This is a genomic window from Haloechinothrix salitolerans (assembly GCF_042662605.1).
GTDB classification, from domain to species: Bacteria; Actinomycetota; Actinomycetes; order Mycobacteriales; family Pseudonocardiaceae; genus Haloechinothrix_A; species Haloechinothrix_A salitolerans.
Genome location: NZ_JBHSXX010000001.1, coordinates 4,541,683 through 4,558,523, shown reverse-complemented (window position 1 = coordinate 4,558,523; position 16,841 = coordinate 4,541,683). Strand labels below are relative to the sequence as shown.

Below are 16,841 nucleotides of genomic sequence, written 5' to 3'. Positions count from 1 at the left end.
TTGCTCACGACGAGCCCGCGTCCTGCTCGTACGGCGCTGCCTGCCACTCGGCTAGCGTGAGCAGCCTGCCGGTCTCGTACGGCGTGAACCGCCACGGCCCGGTGTAGTCATTGTCGAACCAGCGGTTGTCCTGCTCGAACGTGATGGCCTGCTGCACGGTGCGGCCCTGATACGGCGACCAGTCCGGCCAGGTGCCGTAGTTCGCCAGCAACGCCGACACGCCGCAGTATCCCGCGGGGCAGCCGCCGTCGATCTTGGCGGGTTCGTGCACGAAGACGTTGCCGCTGATACGGAGCCGCTGCGTTTTCCAGCGGCAATCGGAGTACTCCGGGTCGGTGTTGATGCCGGGCGGCGCGCACCGGTCGATGCCGTCCTCGCCGATCAGCAGCGTGCACTCGCTGGTGGTGTTGGTCCCGCAGAAGCGGTCGGCGTTCTCCCACCCGACGATGCCGCCCCAGTTGTTGACGAACCGGTTGCCGCTCACCGCCACGACCGAGGTGCGCGCTGGCACGCGCGGCTCGCCACCCGCCTCGGACAGGTACACGGTGCCGATGGGGAACGAGTCGCCGCGGTTCGCGAAGGCGCGTCCGGTGGCCCACGTGTTGTGCCGGATCACGTTGTCCCGCACCACGACGTTGTAGGAGATCTCGTAGAACACCGCCTGCCCGTCGTTGCGTTCGATGAGGTTGCCTTCGATCAGGAAATCGTTGTTGTTGGTGTCGACCCAGATGCCGGGGCCGTGGTTGTCGTGGATCCAGTTGCCCACGATCTCGGCGCCGTCGACCGACCAGAACTTCATCGCGCCGCTACACCCGCAGCCAGGTATCTGGGTTTCCAGGTCCGCGGTGTGGTTGCCGGCGAACTCGTTGTCGCGCAGCACGATGTCGCGGATCTGGTTCCCCGCTTGGAAGGCGTTCAGGCCGTATTGGCCGTTGTTCTTGACGCAGTTGCCGATCATGCGCTGGCCAGAGCCTGCCATCATCGCCGCGCCCTGGTTGTTGATCAGCGTGTTGTGCGCGATCGTCCAGCCATCCCCGGAATCATGGTTGACGACGCCCTCATTGGTTGGCGCGACGAAGTCGCGGATGGTGAGGTAGCGGATCGTGACGCCGCTCGCGTGCTGAGTGAAGGCGTAGCGGTTGGTGTTCTGGCCGTCGAGCACCGCGCCTGGCGCGCCGATGAACGTCGCGTTGTCACCAGGCACGATCTGCGTGTACTCGCCTTGACCGAGTGTGTGAACGCCGGGCTCGAACCAGTATGTGGTGTCCGCGTGGCCGAAGTCGATGTCGCTGTTGTCGCCCGCCGGGACGACGACGGCGCCCGCTGGCGGGTTGTCCGGGCCATCCAGCGCGTCCGTGCCGCATACCTTGGTGGCCCCCGCGGGGAGCGTCGTGTCGGACGTCGTTCGCGTGGTGGTGGTCGTTGTCTCGTCGGACGTCGTTGCTGTCGTCGTGGGCGTGGGGCTGGCCAAGTCGGTTGTCGTACTTGGGGTGGGATCTGTTGCTTCGGTTGTCTCCCGCGCCGTGGTGCCCTCGGTTGTCGCCACCCCCAGCTCGCCACCGGCCGAGGCGCGGTAGTCGAATCGGATGCGGCTGAAAGACTTCGGCTTGCCGTTGTTCCGCTCTGCTTGTACCTCGAACCGCTGATCGGTCGCGGACCCTGGCACGACGGCCACGTCGTAGGCGCGGGCGCGTGGCGGCAGGGACGGGGTGACCTCGATCCGCGTGGGCACCACACCGAGCGTGTGTCCGACAGTGCACATGCCCTCGGCGTCGGTGAGGCACGTGACGGTGCGTTCCACCGCGAGCCGGGGCACGGGCGCTTCGGCGCTGGTGGGGAGCACCGTGACGACGCCCGTGATCACGACGGCGGTCGCGCTGGCGAGCAGCAGGGCGGTGAGCGTCCGGCGCGGTCGACGTCTCGGGCGTCGTGTTTCGTGTCGATGGGTGCCGGGCTGGTGGTGACTGTGTTCGGCCATGCGTCACCTCGTAGGGGAGCAGTCGGGATTGTCAGCTTTGCTGAGCGAGCGCGAACGCGAAGCCGTGACTTCACGTATTCGGCTACGTAGCTGTCTCGTTCCGATCCCGAAATCGACGTGCCCGGTCACGGACGAGGTTCTGCGGCCGTGCTCTGCGTGGAGTGTTCATGTTACGGCGGCGCACGTCGTGCGAACGCCATTCGCGGACGACACTTCTGGGTGGGCTTTGCAGGCAGTGCGACGCTTGTGTCTAGAACACTAGTTCGACTATGGTGGGCGTAGGCCTCTTCTTTGGGGCGCGGGATGACGAGTCAGTGTCAACGCGCGCGGCAGGGGGTGAGGCCGATGTCCGAGCCGGAGTTCAACGGCGAACAGCCGTCCGATGGCGGAAGCGACCACGAATCAGACGTCGAAGGCGTACCCAACGACGAGCGCGACTCCGGTGGTGAGGGTTGTCTATCGACGCCGGAGGACGTGCTTCGTCTTGGCGATGTCAAGTGGACTGCCTTCGACCCGGATGTGCTGGTGGAGCTCGCGAAGCTCTCTCAGCGTCTGATCGGGCAGGTTCAGGCGGTGCAGCTTAAGGCGCTCGCGGAGCTGCGGCGGCGGCGTGGCAATGAGCGGGAGACCGCTGACGAAGTCGGACTCGCGTTAGCCGTGAGCCAGCATCAGGCTGATCGTCAGATCGAGCTCGCCACGCAGATCACGTCGCGGTTTCCTCGGTTGTTGACGGCGTTGGAGCGTGGCGATGTGGACGTCACGAAGGCCGCGAAGGTCGTGGAGACGGGCGCGTTGCTCTCTGATGAGCACGTGGACCAACTTGACGCGGAGATGGAGTCGTTGCTGGCGGGGCGGGACGGCGCGGCGATCCAACGCTCCGCCCGTTACCGCGTGGACAAGCTCGATCCCGAGGGTGCCGCCGAGCGGGTGCGGCGCTGTCGGGAAGACCGGAGGCTGGAGCTGCGATTCGCCGAGAACGGGATGGCCGACCTGTGCGCCTATCTCCCGGCGGAGACCGCGTGCGCGATCTACTCCCGGATCGACGCGATCGCGAAGTCGGACAAGTCCCGTCGTGATGAGCGCGGCTTGGACGCCATCCGCGCTGACGTGCTTACCGAACTGCTACTCGGTAAGCGGCAGAGCTACCGGCAGGTGCGGATTCAGGTGACCGTTCCGGTCACGACGCTCCTCGGCGCACGGGACCTGCCCGGTGACTTGGAGGGTTATGGGCCGATCCCGGCGGATATCGCTCGTGAGATGGCGGCTGACCGGAGGTGTACGTGGCGGCGGTTGCTCACCGACCCCGCCACGGGACAGTTGCTGGAGATGGGACGTCACCGCTATCGGCCACCGGCGCAGCTTGGCGACTATGTCAGGGCCCGCGACCAGCGCTGTTTGGTGCCGGGCTGCAACCGGCCCTCCCGGCGGTGCGATACCGACCACAGCATCGAGTGGCAGCACCTCGGCACCACCGACGCCAAGCTCCTGGTGTGCTTGTGTCGGAGGCACCACCGGCTCAAGGGCCGACCAGGGTGGAGCTTCGAGTTCAGTGGGGACACGCTGACGATCACCACGCCCACCGGCCGCAAGTACCGGCCCCGAGCGCCCCGCATCGCCGAGCCCGAACCCGAGCAACCGCCCGAGCCCGAGCCACCGCCCGAGCCCGGCGCGGAACCACCCGAGCCACCCGACCCCGGCCCACCACCGTTCTAGCCGTGCCCACCAGCACTGGTCTAGCCGCGGTCACCAGCCTCGGCGTAACAGGTCACCGCTTTACGGCGAACCTGGTTATGACCATGCTCGCGCGGGACAAAGGGGGCATCATGCGCGTCCGGTTGGCTGACACGTCGGCCCGCACGATCGGCGATGAGACGATCGTGCTCAACCTACCGAGGTCGCGGTACTTCACGATCAAGGGCGTCGGCGTTCGCTTGTTTGAGTTGCTCGTCGAAGACAGATCGGTGGATGACCTCGTCGACACCATCGTCTCCGAGTACGACGTCGACCGTGCTGTGGCGCGCCGCGACGTTGAGTCCTTCGTCGCACGCTTGCGCGATGAAGGGCTGGTGCACTGACGGAACCGACTGTGCTGCTCGCCCACGACGAACCGCTGCGAATCGGACCGACCGGTTTGCCGCTACTCACACCTGCCGATATAGCGTTCGGGTATCCGATCGAATCGCGAGGGTGGCGAACGCTGACAGCGCGGACACCGGCCGCTAACCCCTTCCGCGCCTTGCGCGCCGCGTTGCGCCGGGCATTGCGACGTCACCCCTGTGTCATCGCTTTCTCGGGCGGTAGGGACTCGTCGTTGCTGCTCGCTGTCGCGGCCGATCTGGCGGCGCGCGAAGGCCATGCGCCACCGGTCGCGCTCACCTTGCGCTATGCCGACGACCCACAGGCCGATGAGTCGGCATGGCAAGAAGCCGTTGTCGCACACCTGCGCGGACGGGGGGTGCGTTTCGAATGGGAACGCAGGCAGATCACCGCAGAACTTGACCTCATCGGCCCTGTCATGGCGCCGGTCCTGCGAGCCCACGGTGGCCCGGTGTATCCAGCCGCGCTGGCCAACACCGTCGTCCTTGCTGACTACGCTGCGGGAGGCAGCCTCGTGACGGGAAACGGTGGCGACGAGATCCTCGGCAACCACCGGGCCGCCGTACTGCGCGCGGTGCTGCGACGGCGTGGCCGCGGACTGTCCCGTTCGGACTGGATTGTGGTGGGAGCCAGCGCCGCCCCATCGCCGCTGCGGTACCTCATCGCCAGATACAAGGTGACCGACCCATGCTGGCTGCGACCGGCATACCGGCGTGCGGCCAGTCGCGTCGTCGCTCGCAACGCGGCGCGACAACCGCTGCGCTGGGATCGCAGCGTACTGTCGGCCAGGACGTCCCGTGCGGTCACCATCGGGGAGCGGACCCGAGGCGTCGTGGCGCGCGGGAAGGATTGCGCGCTGGTGGAACCGCTGGCGGACGATCGGTTCATCGCCGCGTATGCCGCCTTCGGTGGACACTGGGACGGGCTTACGCGCATCGCGGCAACCAGGTTGCTCGCCGACGGGCTCCTCCCGGACGCCGTGCTTCGCCGCACCGACAAGGCGTCGTTCAACGCATCCCGTTTCGGCAGCCACTCGCGCGCGTTCGCCAGCACATGGGACGGAGCTGGTTGCGACGCCGAACTGATCGACCCGGACGCGCTCCGTGCGGCGTGGTTGTCTGACCATCCACCGGCAGGTACCGCGCTGTTGCTGCAGCAGGCATGGCTCGCTACGGCGGTGACGTCGTGAAACCGTTGCGTACGGGCCGCTTCGCCGTCGAGTCGGTGCGGGCAGTGCTGACACTCCTCGTCATCGAGGTGCTCCTGCGTAGCGGTGGTGTCGATACCGCGTGCGTGCGCCTCGGCGTACGCAGCGACCTGACCAGCGCACGCCAACCGCGTGCTGGTGACGTCGTGCTGCCACGGCGTACCAGGACGCCGGTGCGCGCCTGTTGTGCCGTCGCATCGGTGTGGCCGGGAGGGGACACGTGCCTGCGGCGGTGCCTGCTGCTTGGCCATCGACTGCGCGAGCTTGACCCGGTGCTGCGGATCGGGGTCCGCCGAGCCGCAGCGACCTTCGGCGCGCACGCGTGGCTTGAGATCGACGGCGTCCCACTCGACCCAGCCGCCCTGCACTACGCGGCCCTCGGCAACGTGCGCGGGAGGACGTCGTGACGTACCAGTACCGCGCCCACGGTCTCGACGTCGTCAGTGAGATCGAGCTTCCGTTGCCGCCCGGCGACACGACAAGCATCGGCACGAGAAGTGCCGCCGAGCCTGACCTGGTGCTGCGCCGGGGACCTGGGCGTCCGGTGCGCCCCGAACCGCCCGATGGCACTCTGGTGGCGACGTTGACCGATGCGGACGGTGCGCTGCGCTACGGCATCGCCCGTGCCGGTGCCGGTGTTGTGCTGCGCTACCCGGGATTGTGCGAGTTTGTCGGTGATCAGGACTTCGGTGAGGTCACCGCGTATCCGCACCCTAATGTCGACGACGGCTACCTGCCCGTGCTCGCCACCGGCATGATGCTCGCGCTGCATCTGATCCTGCGGGGCGAGCTCGTGCTCCACGCGAGTGCCGTTCGGGACGGCGACGCGGCGATCGCGTTCGTCGGGGCGTCCGGCATGGGCAAGTCCACCCTGGCAACGGCGTTGTGCCGCGACGGCTGCTCGTTGCTTGCCGACGACGTGCTACGCGTCGAGCGACATGAGGCGGCTGGGCGGCACGAGGCGGCCGTGCGGCGCGAAGCGGCTGGCATGCGCGTCTACCCGGGCAGCGCTGAGACTCGGCTGCGTCCCGGTGCGGAGCTGCTCGCCAACGGCGCCCGCACGCGGCGCACGGCAGACGGCAGGCTCGCGGTGCGGCTCGACAGGGCGGTTGGCGCCGTGCCGGGCAGGGTGTCCGGGGGCGTGCCCGCTAGCCCCGTGCCACTAGCGTTGTGTGTCGTGCCGCGTCCTGACCGCGGTGCCACCGAACTCGCGGTGGAGCGGCTCGCTCCGGCGCGGGCGTTGCTGCTGCTGAGCCGATTCCCCCGGGTGCTGGGCTGGCGCGAGCCCGACGCGCTGGCGACCACCTTCCACGGCCTCGCCGACCTGGTCGAGCGGGTGCCCGTGGTGCTGGCGACGATTCCATGGGGTGACGCGTTGGACGGTGTTCTGCCCGCGTTGCGCGACACGATGGCCGCCACGACCGCACCGGTTCAGCGGTAGGCAGCGGACTGGAGCCGGTACAGGTGGGCGTACTGGCCGTCGCGCGCCATCAGCTCGTCGTGCGTGCCGGACTCGATGATCCGGCCCTGGTCCATCACGTAGATACGGTCGGCCATGCGCGTGCTGGAGAACCGATGCGAGATCAACAGCGCTGCGCGGCCGTCCAGGGTGGTCCGCACGTCGGTGAACAGCGCGTGCTCCGTACGCGGGTCGAGCGCGGCGGCGGGCTCGTCCAGCACGACGAGGTCGGCGGTGCGGTAGAGCGCGCGCGCCAACGCGATCCGCTGCCACTGGCCCCCGGACAAGTCCACGCCCTCGTCGAGGTCACGGCCGAGCACCGTGTCCATGCCGTCGGGCAACGACGGCAGCGCCGCGAGCACCCCAGCGCGGCGGGCGGCGTCGATGACGGCGGCAGAGGCGTCGCGGGTATCGGCAGCGCTGTCGTGACCATCGCCGGAGCCATTGCGGCCAACGTCCGAACCATCATCGCGGCCATCGCCACGGCCATCCTCCGCTATCGCGATGTTCTCGTGCAGCGAGAACTGGTAGCGCACGAAATCCTGGAAGATCACCGAGACCGAGGCGCGGAGGTCCGCCGGGTCGATGTCCGCGCCATCCCAGCGGCGGACACCGACGTCCGGGTCGTACAGGCCCGCGACGATCTTCGCGAGCGTGGTCTTGCCGGAACCGTTCTCGCCGACGAGCGCGACCACCTCACCAGCGCGAATGGTGAGGTCGACGTCGTCGGCGGCTCGCTGCTGCTGGCCGGGATAGCGGAAGCCGATGCCGTTCAGCGTGACGCGGTCGCGCAGCGGACGTCGGGTGCCGCGCGCTGTCGTCATGGGAACGGCGGCGAGAAACCGTTCCAGATCGGCCAGGAACGGCGCGGACTCGATGAGTCCACCGATCGCGGTGAACAGCGTGCTGAGCTGCGTGGACAGCAGGCGGACGGCGATCGCGGCCGCTCCCGCCGTAGCGAGGTCGATCCGGCCTCGGCGCACCAGTTCGACGATGGCGAGCAAGGCGATCGTCAGCGCGGCGGCCATGCCCAACGTCGTCATGGCCGCGATCAGCTGCCGCCGGCGCACTTGGCCGCGCAGCTCGTTGGCGACGTCGGTGTTCAAGGCGCTGTGGTAGCGGCGTAGCCGTGGTGCGGAGTCGAACGCCCGCAACTCTGCCGCGTGGCGACGTTGCGTGAGTAACTGCCGAAGATAGTTGCGGCGACGGTACAGCGCGGTCAGCCGGGAGGCGAAGCGAAACTCGCTGCGGCTGGCCCACCGCGACAGCAGCACGGCAGGCACACCGGCTGCCAGCAGGACGGGCACCAGGAGCGGTTCAATCCCGATCAGTGCGGCGGAGATCGTGACCACGCCGAGCAGGCCGCCAGTGAGCCCGAGCAGCGACGTCGTCACCGCGAACGGGCGCGTCAGGGCGTTCTGCTGGACCCGTTCCAGGTCGGTCGCGAAGCCAGTGGCCTCGTAGCTGAGCAGGTCGGCACGGGCGGTGGCGTCGAGCAGGCGGTCCCACACCCGCTGCGACACACGTTCGCCGAGCAGGCGATGTTGCTGCGCTTGCAGCGGTCCGATCGCGCCGGACAGTGCGGTCAGCAGCGCCAGGGCGATCAACGCCGGGGTGAGACCGATGCGGGCGTCGTCCGGTGTCAGCAGCGCGTCGAAGGTGAGCTTGCCAGCGCCAACGACACCGAGCGACGCCGCGGCGCCGACGAGCTGGTACAGCGTGGCGACGACGGTGCCAGCTCGGTCGGCTCGCACGACCTCTCGCGCGGCGGCCGCTACCAACCGTGGTGTGGCCGCCGACGTGCGCGTTCTGCCTGACAGGGGCATCGCACGAGCGTATCGGTATTGCGGGAGAATGGCCGAAATATGGCAAATATCCAGGAGCAGGCGTAACGTGCTCGTTGCTAAGTGCGACATCAGGTTATTGAGGTGCGACGCGGATCCGTTCACGGGGACGTACGCAGCTTTTCAGGATGTCGGCGGAAAGGGGTAGGACAGTGCGCAGCGAGTATGTTGCCCCCGAGATCGAGGAACTGGGGACGGTCGCCGAGCTGACGCTCGGTGAGGCCGAGGGAAGCAAGCTCGACGCCGACTTCGCCGCGGGGACCCTCTTTGGTGACATCACCTTCTCGTAGGCGGCTATAGCCGTATTCATAGGCGGGACTCGGCGGCGTTCAGCCAGCGGCCCGACCTTGGCGAGCTTGCCGGACGGCGTAGCTGAATCGGCGCAGCCAGGACCGGTGTCGTCCGTCCGTGTAGTCGCGGTTGGGCAGCGCGAGGGCGTGGACGTACGCGAGCTTGTCGCGCCAGCGCGGTAACACGCGCACCGTGGCGAGTGCCTGGGCGGCGAACGTTTTGTTCTCGTGCGTGTGCAGCGCCAGCCAGGTTTCCGCTCGTTTGCTCGGGACGTAGGCCCACGCCCAGGAGGACAACGGTCCGGTCGTGGGTAGGCCGAGTAGCCGGGTGGCGTCGGCGATGGCCGCGGCGAGGACCGCCTCAACGCCCCAGCGTCCCGCGATCGCGCGCGTGGTGCGGGCCACGTCGGAGCCGCCCGGTGAGCCCGCCGAGCCCGCCGGGTCCTCGACCCGCCGCAGCAATTCCGCCACGTCGCGCAGCGACCCTAGCCGCAGCGGCCAGTCGCCGAGGGCGGCGTGGTAGCAGGCGTGCAGCAGCCGATACGGCAGCGACAGCGTCGTCAACGGCGTCACCGGGCGGCCCGCCACCACCAGTCGCTCCCCGTTGTCGTGCCAGAGCTCGTCGATGTCCACCAGCACGCCCCACGGACCAAGCACGAACGTGCGGTGGATGTCCAGCTCGTAGCCAGCCGGTGGGACCAGCGTCATGCCCTTGTCGAAGCGCCGGTCGAAGCCAGGGCGCGGCTCGGCGAGCGTGCGTCGGTAGCCCGCCGCGCGCATGGTGTCCGCCGCGCGACCGAGGTCGTCTGGTCGTACCAGCAGGTCGATGTCGTGGAATGACCGAAGCGCGGGGTCCGCGTAGTCGAGCCGGGCGTAGGCGGGGCCCTTGAGTACGCGGGTGGGCACGCCCGCCCGCGCCAGCCGTGTCACGATCGCGGCCAGCTCCCGTTCGAGGAACAACACACGGAGCTGCGCGGTTCTGTGTTGCGCGACGGCCTCGCGGCGCTGCGCGTCGGTGGCGGCCATGGCGCCGTCGTGCACGGCGGCCGCGAGCGCGCCGGTCACGCGATGCCGCCACGCTCCCTGGACCACCTCCCGCCATGCCGATGGCGCCAGCGGCTCGCGGGGCAGCTCCAGTCGCGTGTCCGGCGACCGGTACGCCGCGATCGCGGGCAACGCGGGTGGGTACGCGGCCGATGAGCAGAGCCGTCGCGGCATAGCGTCAGCTCCAGATGTCGCGATGGACGTTGAAGATCACCCGAGAGCCAAGCGGCTCCAGCTTGATGGGCAGCTCCTTCATGCCCGACAACCGCTCCCGCACGGCGGCCTGGTGCGCCGCGGGGCACGTCACAAGCAAGAACCCGCCACCGCCAGCGCCGGTGACCTTCGCGCCCGTCGCGCCAGCCGCCAGCGCCGCCTCGACTGCCTCGTCGATCTGCGGGTTCGATACGCCGGAGGCGAGGCTGCGCTTGGCCTCCCAGCTCTTGGACAGCGCGGTGCCCAGCGCGGTGACGTCTCCTGCGCGCAGCCCGTCCGCCGCCTCGGCCGCGAGGTCACGCAGCAGGTTGAGCTGCGGCAGCCGGTCGGCGATGTTGGCGTTCTGCTCCCCGAGGATCACGTTGGCGTCGCGGGTGATGCCGGTGAAGAACAGCAGCAGCTCGCTTTGCAATCGCCGCTGTACCACGGGTTCCAGTGCCAGCTCCTGCAACGCCACCCGGTCGCCCTGTCCGAAGTGGATGTCGCACACCCCGCCGAACGCCGCCGCGTACTGGTCCTGTTTGCCGATCGGTTTGCGGCAGCGGTCGATCTCGATAGTGCACGCGCGCTCGGCCAGTTCCTCCGCCGACATCTGGGTGCCCGTGTACGCGTACAACGCGTGCAGCAGCCCCACCGTCACGGCGGACGACGACCCTAGCCCTGACCCGGCGGCCGGGATATCCGCCAGCGTGGTCAGCTCGATGCCTCCCCGCACGCCGGTCATGTGCAGCGCCTCGCGGACCAGTTCGTGTTGCAGGTCCTCCACCCGCGAGACGATCTCCTTGCGCGAGTAGTTGACGTAGATGTCGTCGTCGAAGCGCTGCTTGACGATCACGTAGACGTACTTGTCGATCGCGGCGTTGAGCACCCGCCCGCCGTGTTCGCGGTAGTAGCTCGGCAGGTCAGTGCCGCCGCCGACGAGGCCGATCCGCAACGGCGTCTGCGTGATGATCATGACGCATCACCCGACCGCACCGGGCGGACGACGCCGAGCTGCCGCATCGTCGACGTCGCGTGGCTGAGGACGTCGTCCAGGCCGTCCTTGCCCGCCAGCCACTCCGCGTACCGCGCGACGGAGTCCTTCGGCGTGTACTGGGGCGTCCAGCCGAGCGCCCGCAGCGCGTCGATGTCGGACAGGATGTGGCGGGTGTCGCCGAAGCGGTACTCGCCGGTGATCCGCGCGGGTTCGTCGGAGCCGTACTGCGCGCGGACGATCTCCGCGAACTCCTGCGTCGTGTACGGCGTGCCGCCGCCGACGTTGAACGCCCTGCCAACCGCGCGGTCGTCGGTCAGCGCGAGCAGGTTCGCGTCCACGACGTCGTCGATGTTGACGTAGTCCCGGATCGCTTGGCCGTCCTCGTACAACGTCGGCGCGCTGCCCTGCGCGTAGTGCAGGCAGAAGATGCGGCACGCGCCGGAGTACGCGTTGTACACCGACTGCCTCGGACCTTGCACGATGCTGTAGCGCAGCGCCACCGTCGGGATGCCGTAGCGGCGGCCCAGGTTGAGCGCCATCGTCTCGCCAGCCAGCTTGGACATGCCGTATGGGTTCTGCGGGTTCGTCACCCGCTCCGGGGTCGGCAGCATCCGCAGCTCGCCGTCGCACACCGGGCAGGTGTGCTCCCACCGGCCCGCCACGAGCCGCGACTCCGGGCGCATGTCCGGCGTCTGCTCGCCGTGTTCGGGACACACGTAGAGCCCTTCACCCAGCGCGGCCTGCGACGACGCGAGCACGACCCGCGTGATGTTCAGCCGCTCGGCGACGATGATCTCGTACAGTAGCGCTGTCGCGGTCACGTTGACGTCGGTGAACGACGCGAAGTCTGGCAGGTAGTCCTGGTGCGCCGCGAAGTGGTAGACCGCGTCGACCCGGCGCAGCAGGTTCGCCAGCAGCTCGCGGTTGCGGACGTCGCCGATGAACAGCTCGACGCCCGGCGTGAGGTACTGCGGCGTCGGTCCGGGGTGCACCGGGGCGGCGACGGCGTCCAGCACGATGACGTCGTGGCCGAGCGCGACCAGCCGGTCGCAGGTGTGCGAACCGATGAACCCGGCCCCGCCGGTAACCAGAATCCGCATCACCGACCACCTCGCCTGGCGTGCACCGCACGGTAGAGGTCAAGGGTGCGCTCTGCGGTGCGTGCCCAGGAGAACTCGCTCGCCCGCAGCAGTCCCTTCTCGCGCAGTCCGTCCGCGGACGGCCCGCAGGCGTCCAGGATCGCCTGCCCGATCGCCTCGGGATCGGACGGATCGGCGAGCAGCGCCGCGCCGCCCGCCGTCTCTGGCATGGCGCTGATGTTCGACGTGACCACCGGGCACCCGGTCGCCATCGCCTCCAGGATCGGCAGCCCGAACGTCTCGTTGAACGACGGATACACGAAGACGTCCGCCGCTCGGTAGAACAGCACTGTCTCGGTGATCGGCACCCCGCCGACCCACACGACGTCATCGGCGATGCCCAGTTCACGCGCGAGCGCGGCCAGCTCGGCGGCGTGCGGACCGTCGCGTCCGGGGCCGACGATCACCAGCTGCCGGTCACCCAGCTCGCGCTTGGCGGCCGCGAACGCCCGCAGCAGCCCGGCGCAGTTCTTGTACGGCCACAACGACGATACGAACAGCACGAACGGCTTCGTCACGCCGTAGCGCAGCCGCAGCGCGTGCGTTGCTTGCTCGGCGGAATCGGCGGCGTCGCCGGGGTGGAACAGCTCGTGGTCGACGGCCTCCGGGATCAGGTGCAGCTTGGCCGGGTCGACGTCGAGGTAGTGCAGCACCTCGTGGCGCAGGCTCTCCGAGTTGATGATGATGGCGTCGGCGACCCGTGCGGTGCGGGGATAGCTCAGCCGCCGGTACAGCCGCGCGGCCGGACTTACCGAGCCGGGCGCGGTGTAGGCGTGCAACGTCTTGAAGTGCACCACCAGCCCCGGCGCTGGGCGCACGATCGGCGCCATCAGCGTGCTGAAGACGTCGATGCCGGACAACGGCAGTCGCAGCGGCGCGTACAGATGCTCGCTGGCGGTGCGCAGGTTTCTGCGCTCGTTCGACCACGGGAACGTGATGTGGCGAACGCGTTGTCCGTAGTCGCCGGGGCCGTAGTCGCTGTGCGACGTCCGGGAGGCCGGGCTGACCAGCAGGTGCAGTTGTTCGTCGCCGGTGAGGCGCGTCGCCATTTCGGGGATCACCCGCGTCCAGAACCAGTGCGCCCCTGACGGGTTCGCCGGATCGTCGGTGAGCAGGTTGATCGCGACGCGCATGCCGTCAGAATGTCTGGGACGCAACAACATCAGCAGCCATCCGGGATTGTCGAACGTACTGGGCAAGCAGATGCATGCACGCCTGGTGCGCATCCTCGATGATTCCGTAGTTGTGGGCGTTGACGTGGATCGACGCGGTGGCGAGCCGTCGCGCCGCGCCGCCGTCGAAGCCGGTCAGCGCGATCGTCGGCATGCCCTTGGCGCTGGCCCACTCCAGCGCGCGCACGATGTTCGGCGAGCCGCCAGACGACGAGATCGCGACCAGCACGTCGCCCGGCCTTGCGTGCGACTGCAACTGGTACTCGAAGACCCGCTCGTAACCGTGGTCGTTGGCGATCGCGCTCAGCGTCTCGATGTTGGTCGACAGGCTATAGACACGCGTGGTGAGGTCGGTGCCGTTGCGCACGCCTTTGACGTGGTCGCACTGCAGGTGGTTGGCGATGGACGCCGACCCGCCGTTGCCGCACGCGAACACCGCGCGGTCGTCGCGGTAGGCGTTGTCCAAGATCTCCGCGGCGCGGCCGAGCTGCGCGCGGTCGACGCTGCGCACCGCGCGGTCGAGTTCGGTGACGTACGCGCCGCCGTAGGCGTCCGCGCTGTCGAAGCGATGCGTGGGAAACCGCATCGGTGTGTCGCGCGGCTGCGTTGGGACGGTGCGGCAGGTGAGGATGTAGTCAGCAGCGTGCGCCAGGTCTGGAAACGACCGTACGCCGTCGCGCGTCGTGTCCGGCGGACCGACGTAGAGCGGCTGCGCACCGACGGCCGCTGCGAGCCCGATGTCGCACTCCGCGTCGCCGACGACCCAAGACGACGTCAGGTCGAGATCAAGCGCCTCGGCGGCGGCGAGCGCCATACCGGGCGCTGGTTTGCGGTCGGCGCTGGTGCGCGCGAACGCCGCGATCTTGCCGTCCGGATGGTACGGGCAGAACAGCCAGACGTCGACGTGGGCGTCCTTGCGCGCCAGCTCGGCGATCATGTGCTTGTGCACCTGGTGGACGTCGTCGATGTCGTAGTAGCCGCGCGCCACCCCCGCCTGGTTGGTGACGACCGCGACGGGGATGCCCGCCGCGTTGAGCGCGGCGATGGCCTCGATCGAGCCGGGGATGAACTCCACGCGATCCACGGAGCCGACGTAGCCGTGGTCTACGATGATCGTGCCGTCCCGATCGAGAAGTACGCCTGGTCGGCTCACTGCTAGCTCACCTCTCGAATCGTCGGCGTCGTGGCCATGCCGTGGTCACGTAACCGTCCCCCTGCTCATGCCCCCTGAACGGTGCCGCCCCTGAAATGTGTGCGGTGGCGTCGTTTGGAGTTCGTCCCGTCCTGCCATTCCGTTACGTCGGTTTCGATCTCTATATGCGGGTTTCGGGCGGGGTCGTGCCTCGACACGAGCAACGTCGCGGCCACGGCGAGGTGCAGTAGGTACGGCGAGGCGTCGCCGAGCCCGACCTCCGCGTAGGAGGCCATCAGGCAGTACACGATCAGGAAGATCGCGCACGCCCGTTCGAGCGATGGCGGGCGCAGCACCGCGACCGCCGCGAGGGTGGCGAGGAAACCGAACACCAGGGTGAGCCCGACGAGACCCTGCTCGTGGTAGACGGCGAGCCAGCCGCTGTCGATCGGCAAGCCGTTGAACGACTTGTCGGTGAGCCCGACGCCGAACAACTGCTCGGTGACGGTCCGGTTGTCCGCGAGCAGCGCGTCCCACACCTTCTCCCGCCCGGTGAGGCTGGTGAAGTTCTCCGCGTCCTGGCCGCGTCTGATCCACCCCTGGATCGCGGGCAGGAACGCCACCAGCGCCAGCCCGCCGCCGACGGCGATGCCGAGGGCGGCCTTGCGGGCACGCGACGTCGTCAGCACCAGCGACAACACCGCGAGCACCAGTCCCGCGAGCATCGCGAACGTCGCCGTGCGGGTGTGGGTGAGCAGCAGCAGACCGAGGGCGGGCACCGCGAACAGCAGCACGCTGGAGGCCGTTGTGCGGCGGCCGAGCCACAGCAGCAACGTCAGTCCGGCGACGATCGCGGCGTACTGCGCGATCTGCGGCGGCGGCATTGGCCACAACGCGCCCACGAGACGTCCGCCGTAGGCCTCCGGCATCGCGAGACCGGGCGCGGTGATGAGCCCGGCAACGACCACCGCGAGCACCACCGCGAAGGTCGTGATGTGGTAGCGCACGAACGCGACCGTGCCGCGCCACCAGTAGCTCAGCAGCCACAACGTCGCCAGGAACATCGCCAGCCTCGCGCAGCGCATCAGCGCGCCGTAACCGGAGTCGATGCGGGCGCTCGCCACGATGCTCAGCACCAGCAGCAGCGTGAGCAGCAGCAGGAACGCGCTCGGCCGGACCTTCAGCCGGGGATTGAGCAGCAGCGCGAGCGTGAACGCGATGAGCAGGGAGCCCATCGTCACGGCCTGCGCGATCGGCCGCGGGATCGCCACCAGCGTCTCCGGGCCCTGTGAGCCGAGCGTGTTGACGATCAGCAGGCCCCACGCGACGCCGACCAGCGGCGGCGTGCGGCCTGCGGTGTCTGCGTCTCTCGGTGCTGTGGGGTCGCGGCGTGCGGCGAGCGTCGTCATGGCGCACCCGCCGGTCTCGCGCGCAGGTGCACCCACAGGTGCCATCCGAGCCGTCGCTCGCCAGGCAGTCCGTGCACCGGCAGCGGTGGGGCGTGCAGGTAGCGCTGGTATGAGTCGGCGACGTCGAAGGCAGGGAAGTCGCGGGCGACGTCGGCCAACGAGTACACCTTCGCGTACGGGTTGAGCGGGCCGTCGGTGTTGCGGTGGGTGAAGGTGTCGAGGCGCAGGTACTCCCGCAGGCCGGTGCGCTCGGCGTTGGCCAGGTGCTCTCGCAGCATCGACGACCGCGTGGCGAAGCGGGTGCGGCGCAGCGGGTAGACGGCGGCGAGCACCGCCCTGCGGACCAGCCGGATGCTGACCTGGTAGTTCAGCGACCCGCGGGCGTAGAGCATCGCCACAAGCAGCCCACCCGGCTTGAGCACCCGGTGGATCTCGGCCTGCGCGGCGTGGATGTCCGGGATGTGGTGCAGCACCCCGTGGCTGAACACGATGTCGAAACTGTTGTCGGGCCAGGGGATCGCGACGGCGGAACCTTGCTTGACGTCGTCGTGCGGCAGGTCGCGCACGGCGAGCCGCGCCCGCACCCTCCGCACCGACTCCTCGGTGAGGTCGAGGCCGGACCAGCGGGCGCCGCGCCGGATGAGCTGCTCCGACTCCGCGCCCTGGCCGAGCCCGATCTCCAGCGTTCGCTTGTCGCGCCAGTCGACGCGGTCAAGGCAGTCGGGAATGTGACGTTCGCGGCCGTAGCGCCAGGCGTCGTACGCGGTGAAGAAGCGGGCGTAGTCGTCGGCGAACGCGCCGTGCAGGCCGCCCACGATGTGGTCGCCGCACGGGTGGGCGTTCCAGAACGACTGGACCTCGGCTTCGTTCATCGGCTGCTC

The 16,841-nt window shown here is 69.0% G+C and carries 15 protein-coding genes; 6 read left to right on the top strand and 9 right to left on the bottom strand.

Annotated features, from left to right (window positions below; all coding sequences use genetic code 11):
- Positions 1 to 4: 4 nt before the first annotated feature.
- Positions 5 to 1,978: a right-handed parallel beta-helix repeat-containing protein gene (locus ACFQGD_RS21600; RefSeq protein ID WP_345397743.1), complete on the bottom strand. Its 1,974-nt coding sequence runs from the start codon at positions 1,976 to 1,978 to the stop codon at positions 5 to 7.
- 345 nt (positions 1,979 to 2,323) lie between these two features.
- Here ACFQGD_RS21600 and ACFQGD_RS21595 point away from each other — a divergent pair, with 345 nt between their 5' ends.
- Genes ACFQGD_RS21595 through ACFQGD_RS21575 form a run of 5 tightly spaced genes read left to right on the top strand, consistent with a single transcriptional unit; the run spans position 2,324 to position 6,723 of the window.
- Entirely contained in the window at positions 2,324 to 3,691 is a 1,368-nt protein-coding gene (locus ACFQGD_RS21595) for an HNH endonuclease signature motif containing protein (RefSeq protein WP_345397740.1), read from the top strand.
- A 2-nt stretch (positions 3,692 to 3,693) separates the two neighbouring features.
- Entirely contained in the window at positions 3,694 to 4,053 is a 360-nt protein-coding gene (locus tag ACFQGD_RS21590) for a PqqD family protein (RefSeq protein WP_345397737.1), read from the top strand.
- 11 nt (positions 4,054 to 4,064) lie between these two features.
- Positions 4,065 to 5,264, top strand: coding sequence for an asparagine synthase-related protein (locus ACFQGD_RS21585; protein WP_345397734.1), 1,200 nt, complete (start codon positions 4,065 to 4,067; stop codon positions 5,262 to 5,264).
- Positions 5,261 to 5,689 carry a lasso peptide biosynthesis B2 protein gene (locus ACFQGD_RS21580; protein ID WP_345397731.1) on the top strand — a complete coding sequence of 143 codons (429 nt, stop codon included), beginning with the start codon at positions 5,261 to 5,263 and terminating at the stop codon, positions 5,687 to 5,689. Before ACFQGD_RS21585 ends, ACFQGD_RS21580 begins: the two co-directional genes overlap by 4 nt.
- On the top strand, positions 5,686 to 6,723 hold the full coding sequence (locus ACFQGD_RS21575) for a hypothetical protein (protein WP_345397728.1): 1,038 nt from the start codon (positions 5,686 to 5,688) through the stop codon (positions 6,721 to 6,723). Before ACFQGD_RS21580 ends, ACFQGD_RS21575 begins: the two co-directional genes overlap by 4 nt.
- Here ACFQGD_RS21575 and ACFQGD_RS21570 read toward each other — a convergent pair.
- Positions 6,714 to 8,567 carry an ABC transporter ATP-binding protein gene (locus ACFQGD_RS21570; RefSeq protein ID WP_345397725.1) on the bottom strand — a complete coding sequence of 618 codons (1,854 nt, stop codon included), beginning with the start codon at positions 8,565 to 8,567 and terminating at the stop codon, positions 6,714 to 6,716. The two genes, ACFQGD_RS21575 and ACFQGD_RS21570, sit on opposite strands and share 10 nt — an antisense overlap.
- A 170-nt stretch (positions 8,568 to 8,737) precedes the next feature.
- Here ACFQGD_RS21570 and ACFQGD_RS21565 point away from each other — a divergent pair, with 170 nt between their 5' ends.
- On the top strand, positions 8,738 to 8,875 hold the full coding sequence (locus ACFQGD_RS21565; protein ID WP_345397722.1) for a lasso RiPP family leader peptide-containing protein: 138 nt from the start codon (positions 8,738 to 8,740) through the stop codon (positions 8,873 to 8,875).
- Between the two features lie 39 nt (positions 8,876 to 8,914).
- On the opposite strand, the gene ACFQGD_RS21560 is transcribed toward ACFQGD_RS21565, so the two are convergent.
- From ACFQGD_RS21560 to ACFQGD_RS21530, 7 genes are all read right to left on the bottom strand, one after another.
- Positions 8,915 to 10,093, bottom strand: a complete 1,179-nt coding sequence (locus ACFQGD_RS21560) for a nucleotidyltransferase family protein (RefSeq protein WP_345397719.1) — start codon at positions 10,091 to 10,093, stop codon at positions 8,915 to 8,917.
- Between the two features lie 4 nt (positions 10,094 to 10,097).
- Positions 10,098 to 11,087, bottom strand: coding sequence for a GHMP family kinase ATP-binding protein (locus ACFQGD_RS21555; RefSeq protein ID WP_345397716.1), 990 nt, complete (start codon positions 11,085 to 11,087; stop codon positions 10,098 to 10,100).
- Entirely contained in the window at positions 11,084 to 12,208 is a 1,125-nt protein-coding gene (locus ACFQGD_RS21550; protein ID WP_345397713.1) for an NAD-dependent epimerase/dehydratase family protein, read from the bottom strand. The genes ACFQGD_RS21555 and ACFQGD_RS21550 overlap by 4 nt, the downstream gene beginning before the upstream one ends.
- Positions 12,208 to 13,380, bottom strand: a complete 1,173-nt coding sequence (locus tag ACFQGD_RS21545) for a glycosyltransferase family 4 protein (RefSeq protein ID WP_345397710.1) — start codon at positions 13,378 to 13,380, stop codon at positions 12,208 to 12,210. The genes ACFQGD_RS21550 and ACFQGD_RS21545 overlap by 1 nt, the downstream gene beginning before the upstream one ends.
- 4 nt (positions 13,381 to 13,384) lie before the next feature.
- A complete protein-coding gene (locus ACFQGD_RS21540) occupies positions 13,385 to 14,572 on the bottom strand; it encodes an HAD-IIIA family hydrolase (RefSeq protein WP_345397707.1) in 1,188 nt (395 codons plus the stop codon).
- A gap of 65 nt (positions 14,573 to 14,637) precedes the next feature.
- The gene (locus ACFQGD_RS21535; RefSeq protein ID WP_345397704.1) at positions 14,638 to 15,960 is read right to left on the bottom strand and encodes an O-antigen ligase family protein; all 1,323 of its coding nucleotides are present in this window, start codon (positions 15,958 to 15,960) and stop codon (positions 14,638 to 14,640) included.
- The gene (locus tag ACFQGD_RS21530) at positions 15,957 to 16,832 is read right to left on the bottom strand and encodes a class I SAM-dependent methyltransferase (protein WP_345397701.1); all 876 of its coding nucleotides are present in this window, start codon (positions 16,830 to 16,832) and stop codon (positions 15,957 to 15,959) included. Before ACFQGD_RS21530 ends, ACFQGD_RS21535 begins: the two co-directional genes overlap by 4 nt.
- Between the last annotated feature and the right edge of the window lie 9 nt (positions 16,833 to 16,841).

Coding starts and splice junctions, on each gene's coding strand:
- ACFQGD_RS21600 (WP_345397743.1), bottom strand. CDS start 1,978: ATGGCCGAACACAGTCACCACCAGCCCGGCACCCATCGACACGAAACA.
- ACFQGD_RS21595 (WP_345397740.1), top strand. CDS start 2,324: ATGTCCGAGCCGGAGTTCAACGGCGAACAGCCGTCCGATGGCGGAAGC.
- ACFQGD_RS21570 (WP_345397725.1), bottom strand. CDS start 8,567: ATGCCCCTGTCAGGCAGAACGCGCACGTCGGCGGCCACACCACGGTTG.
- ACFQGD_RS21560 (WP_345397719.1), bottom strand. CDS start 10,093: ATGCCGCGACGGCTCTGCTCATCGGCCGCGTACCCACCCGCGTTGCCC.
- ACFQGD_RS21555 (WP_345397716.1), bottom strand. CDS start 11,087: ATGATCATCACGCAGACGCCGTTGCGGATCGGCCTCGTCGGCGGCGGC.
- ACFQGD_RS21550 (WP_345397713.1), bottom strand. CDS start 12,208: ATGCGGATTCTGGTTACCGGCGGGGCCGGGTTCATCGGTTCGCACACC.
- ACFQGD_RS21545 (WP_345397710.1), bottom strand. CDS start 13,380: ATGCGCGTCGCGATCAACCTGCTCACCGACGATCCGGCGAACCCGTCA.
- ACFQGD_RS21535 (WP_345397704.1), bottom strand. CDS start 15,960: ATGACGACGCTCGCCGCACGCCGCGACCCCACAGCACCGAGAGACGCA.
- ACFQGD_RS21530 (WP_345397701.1), bottom strand. CDS start 16,832: ATGAACGAAGCCGAGGTCCAGTCGTTCTGGAACGCCCACCCGTGCGGC.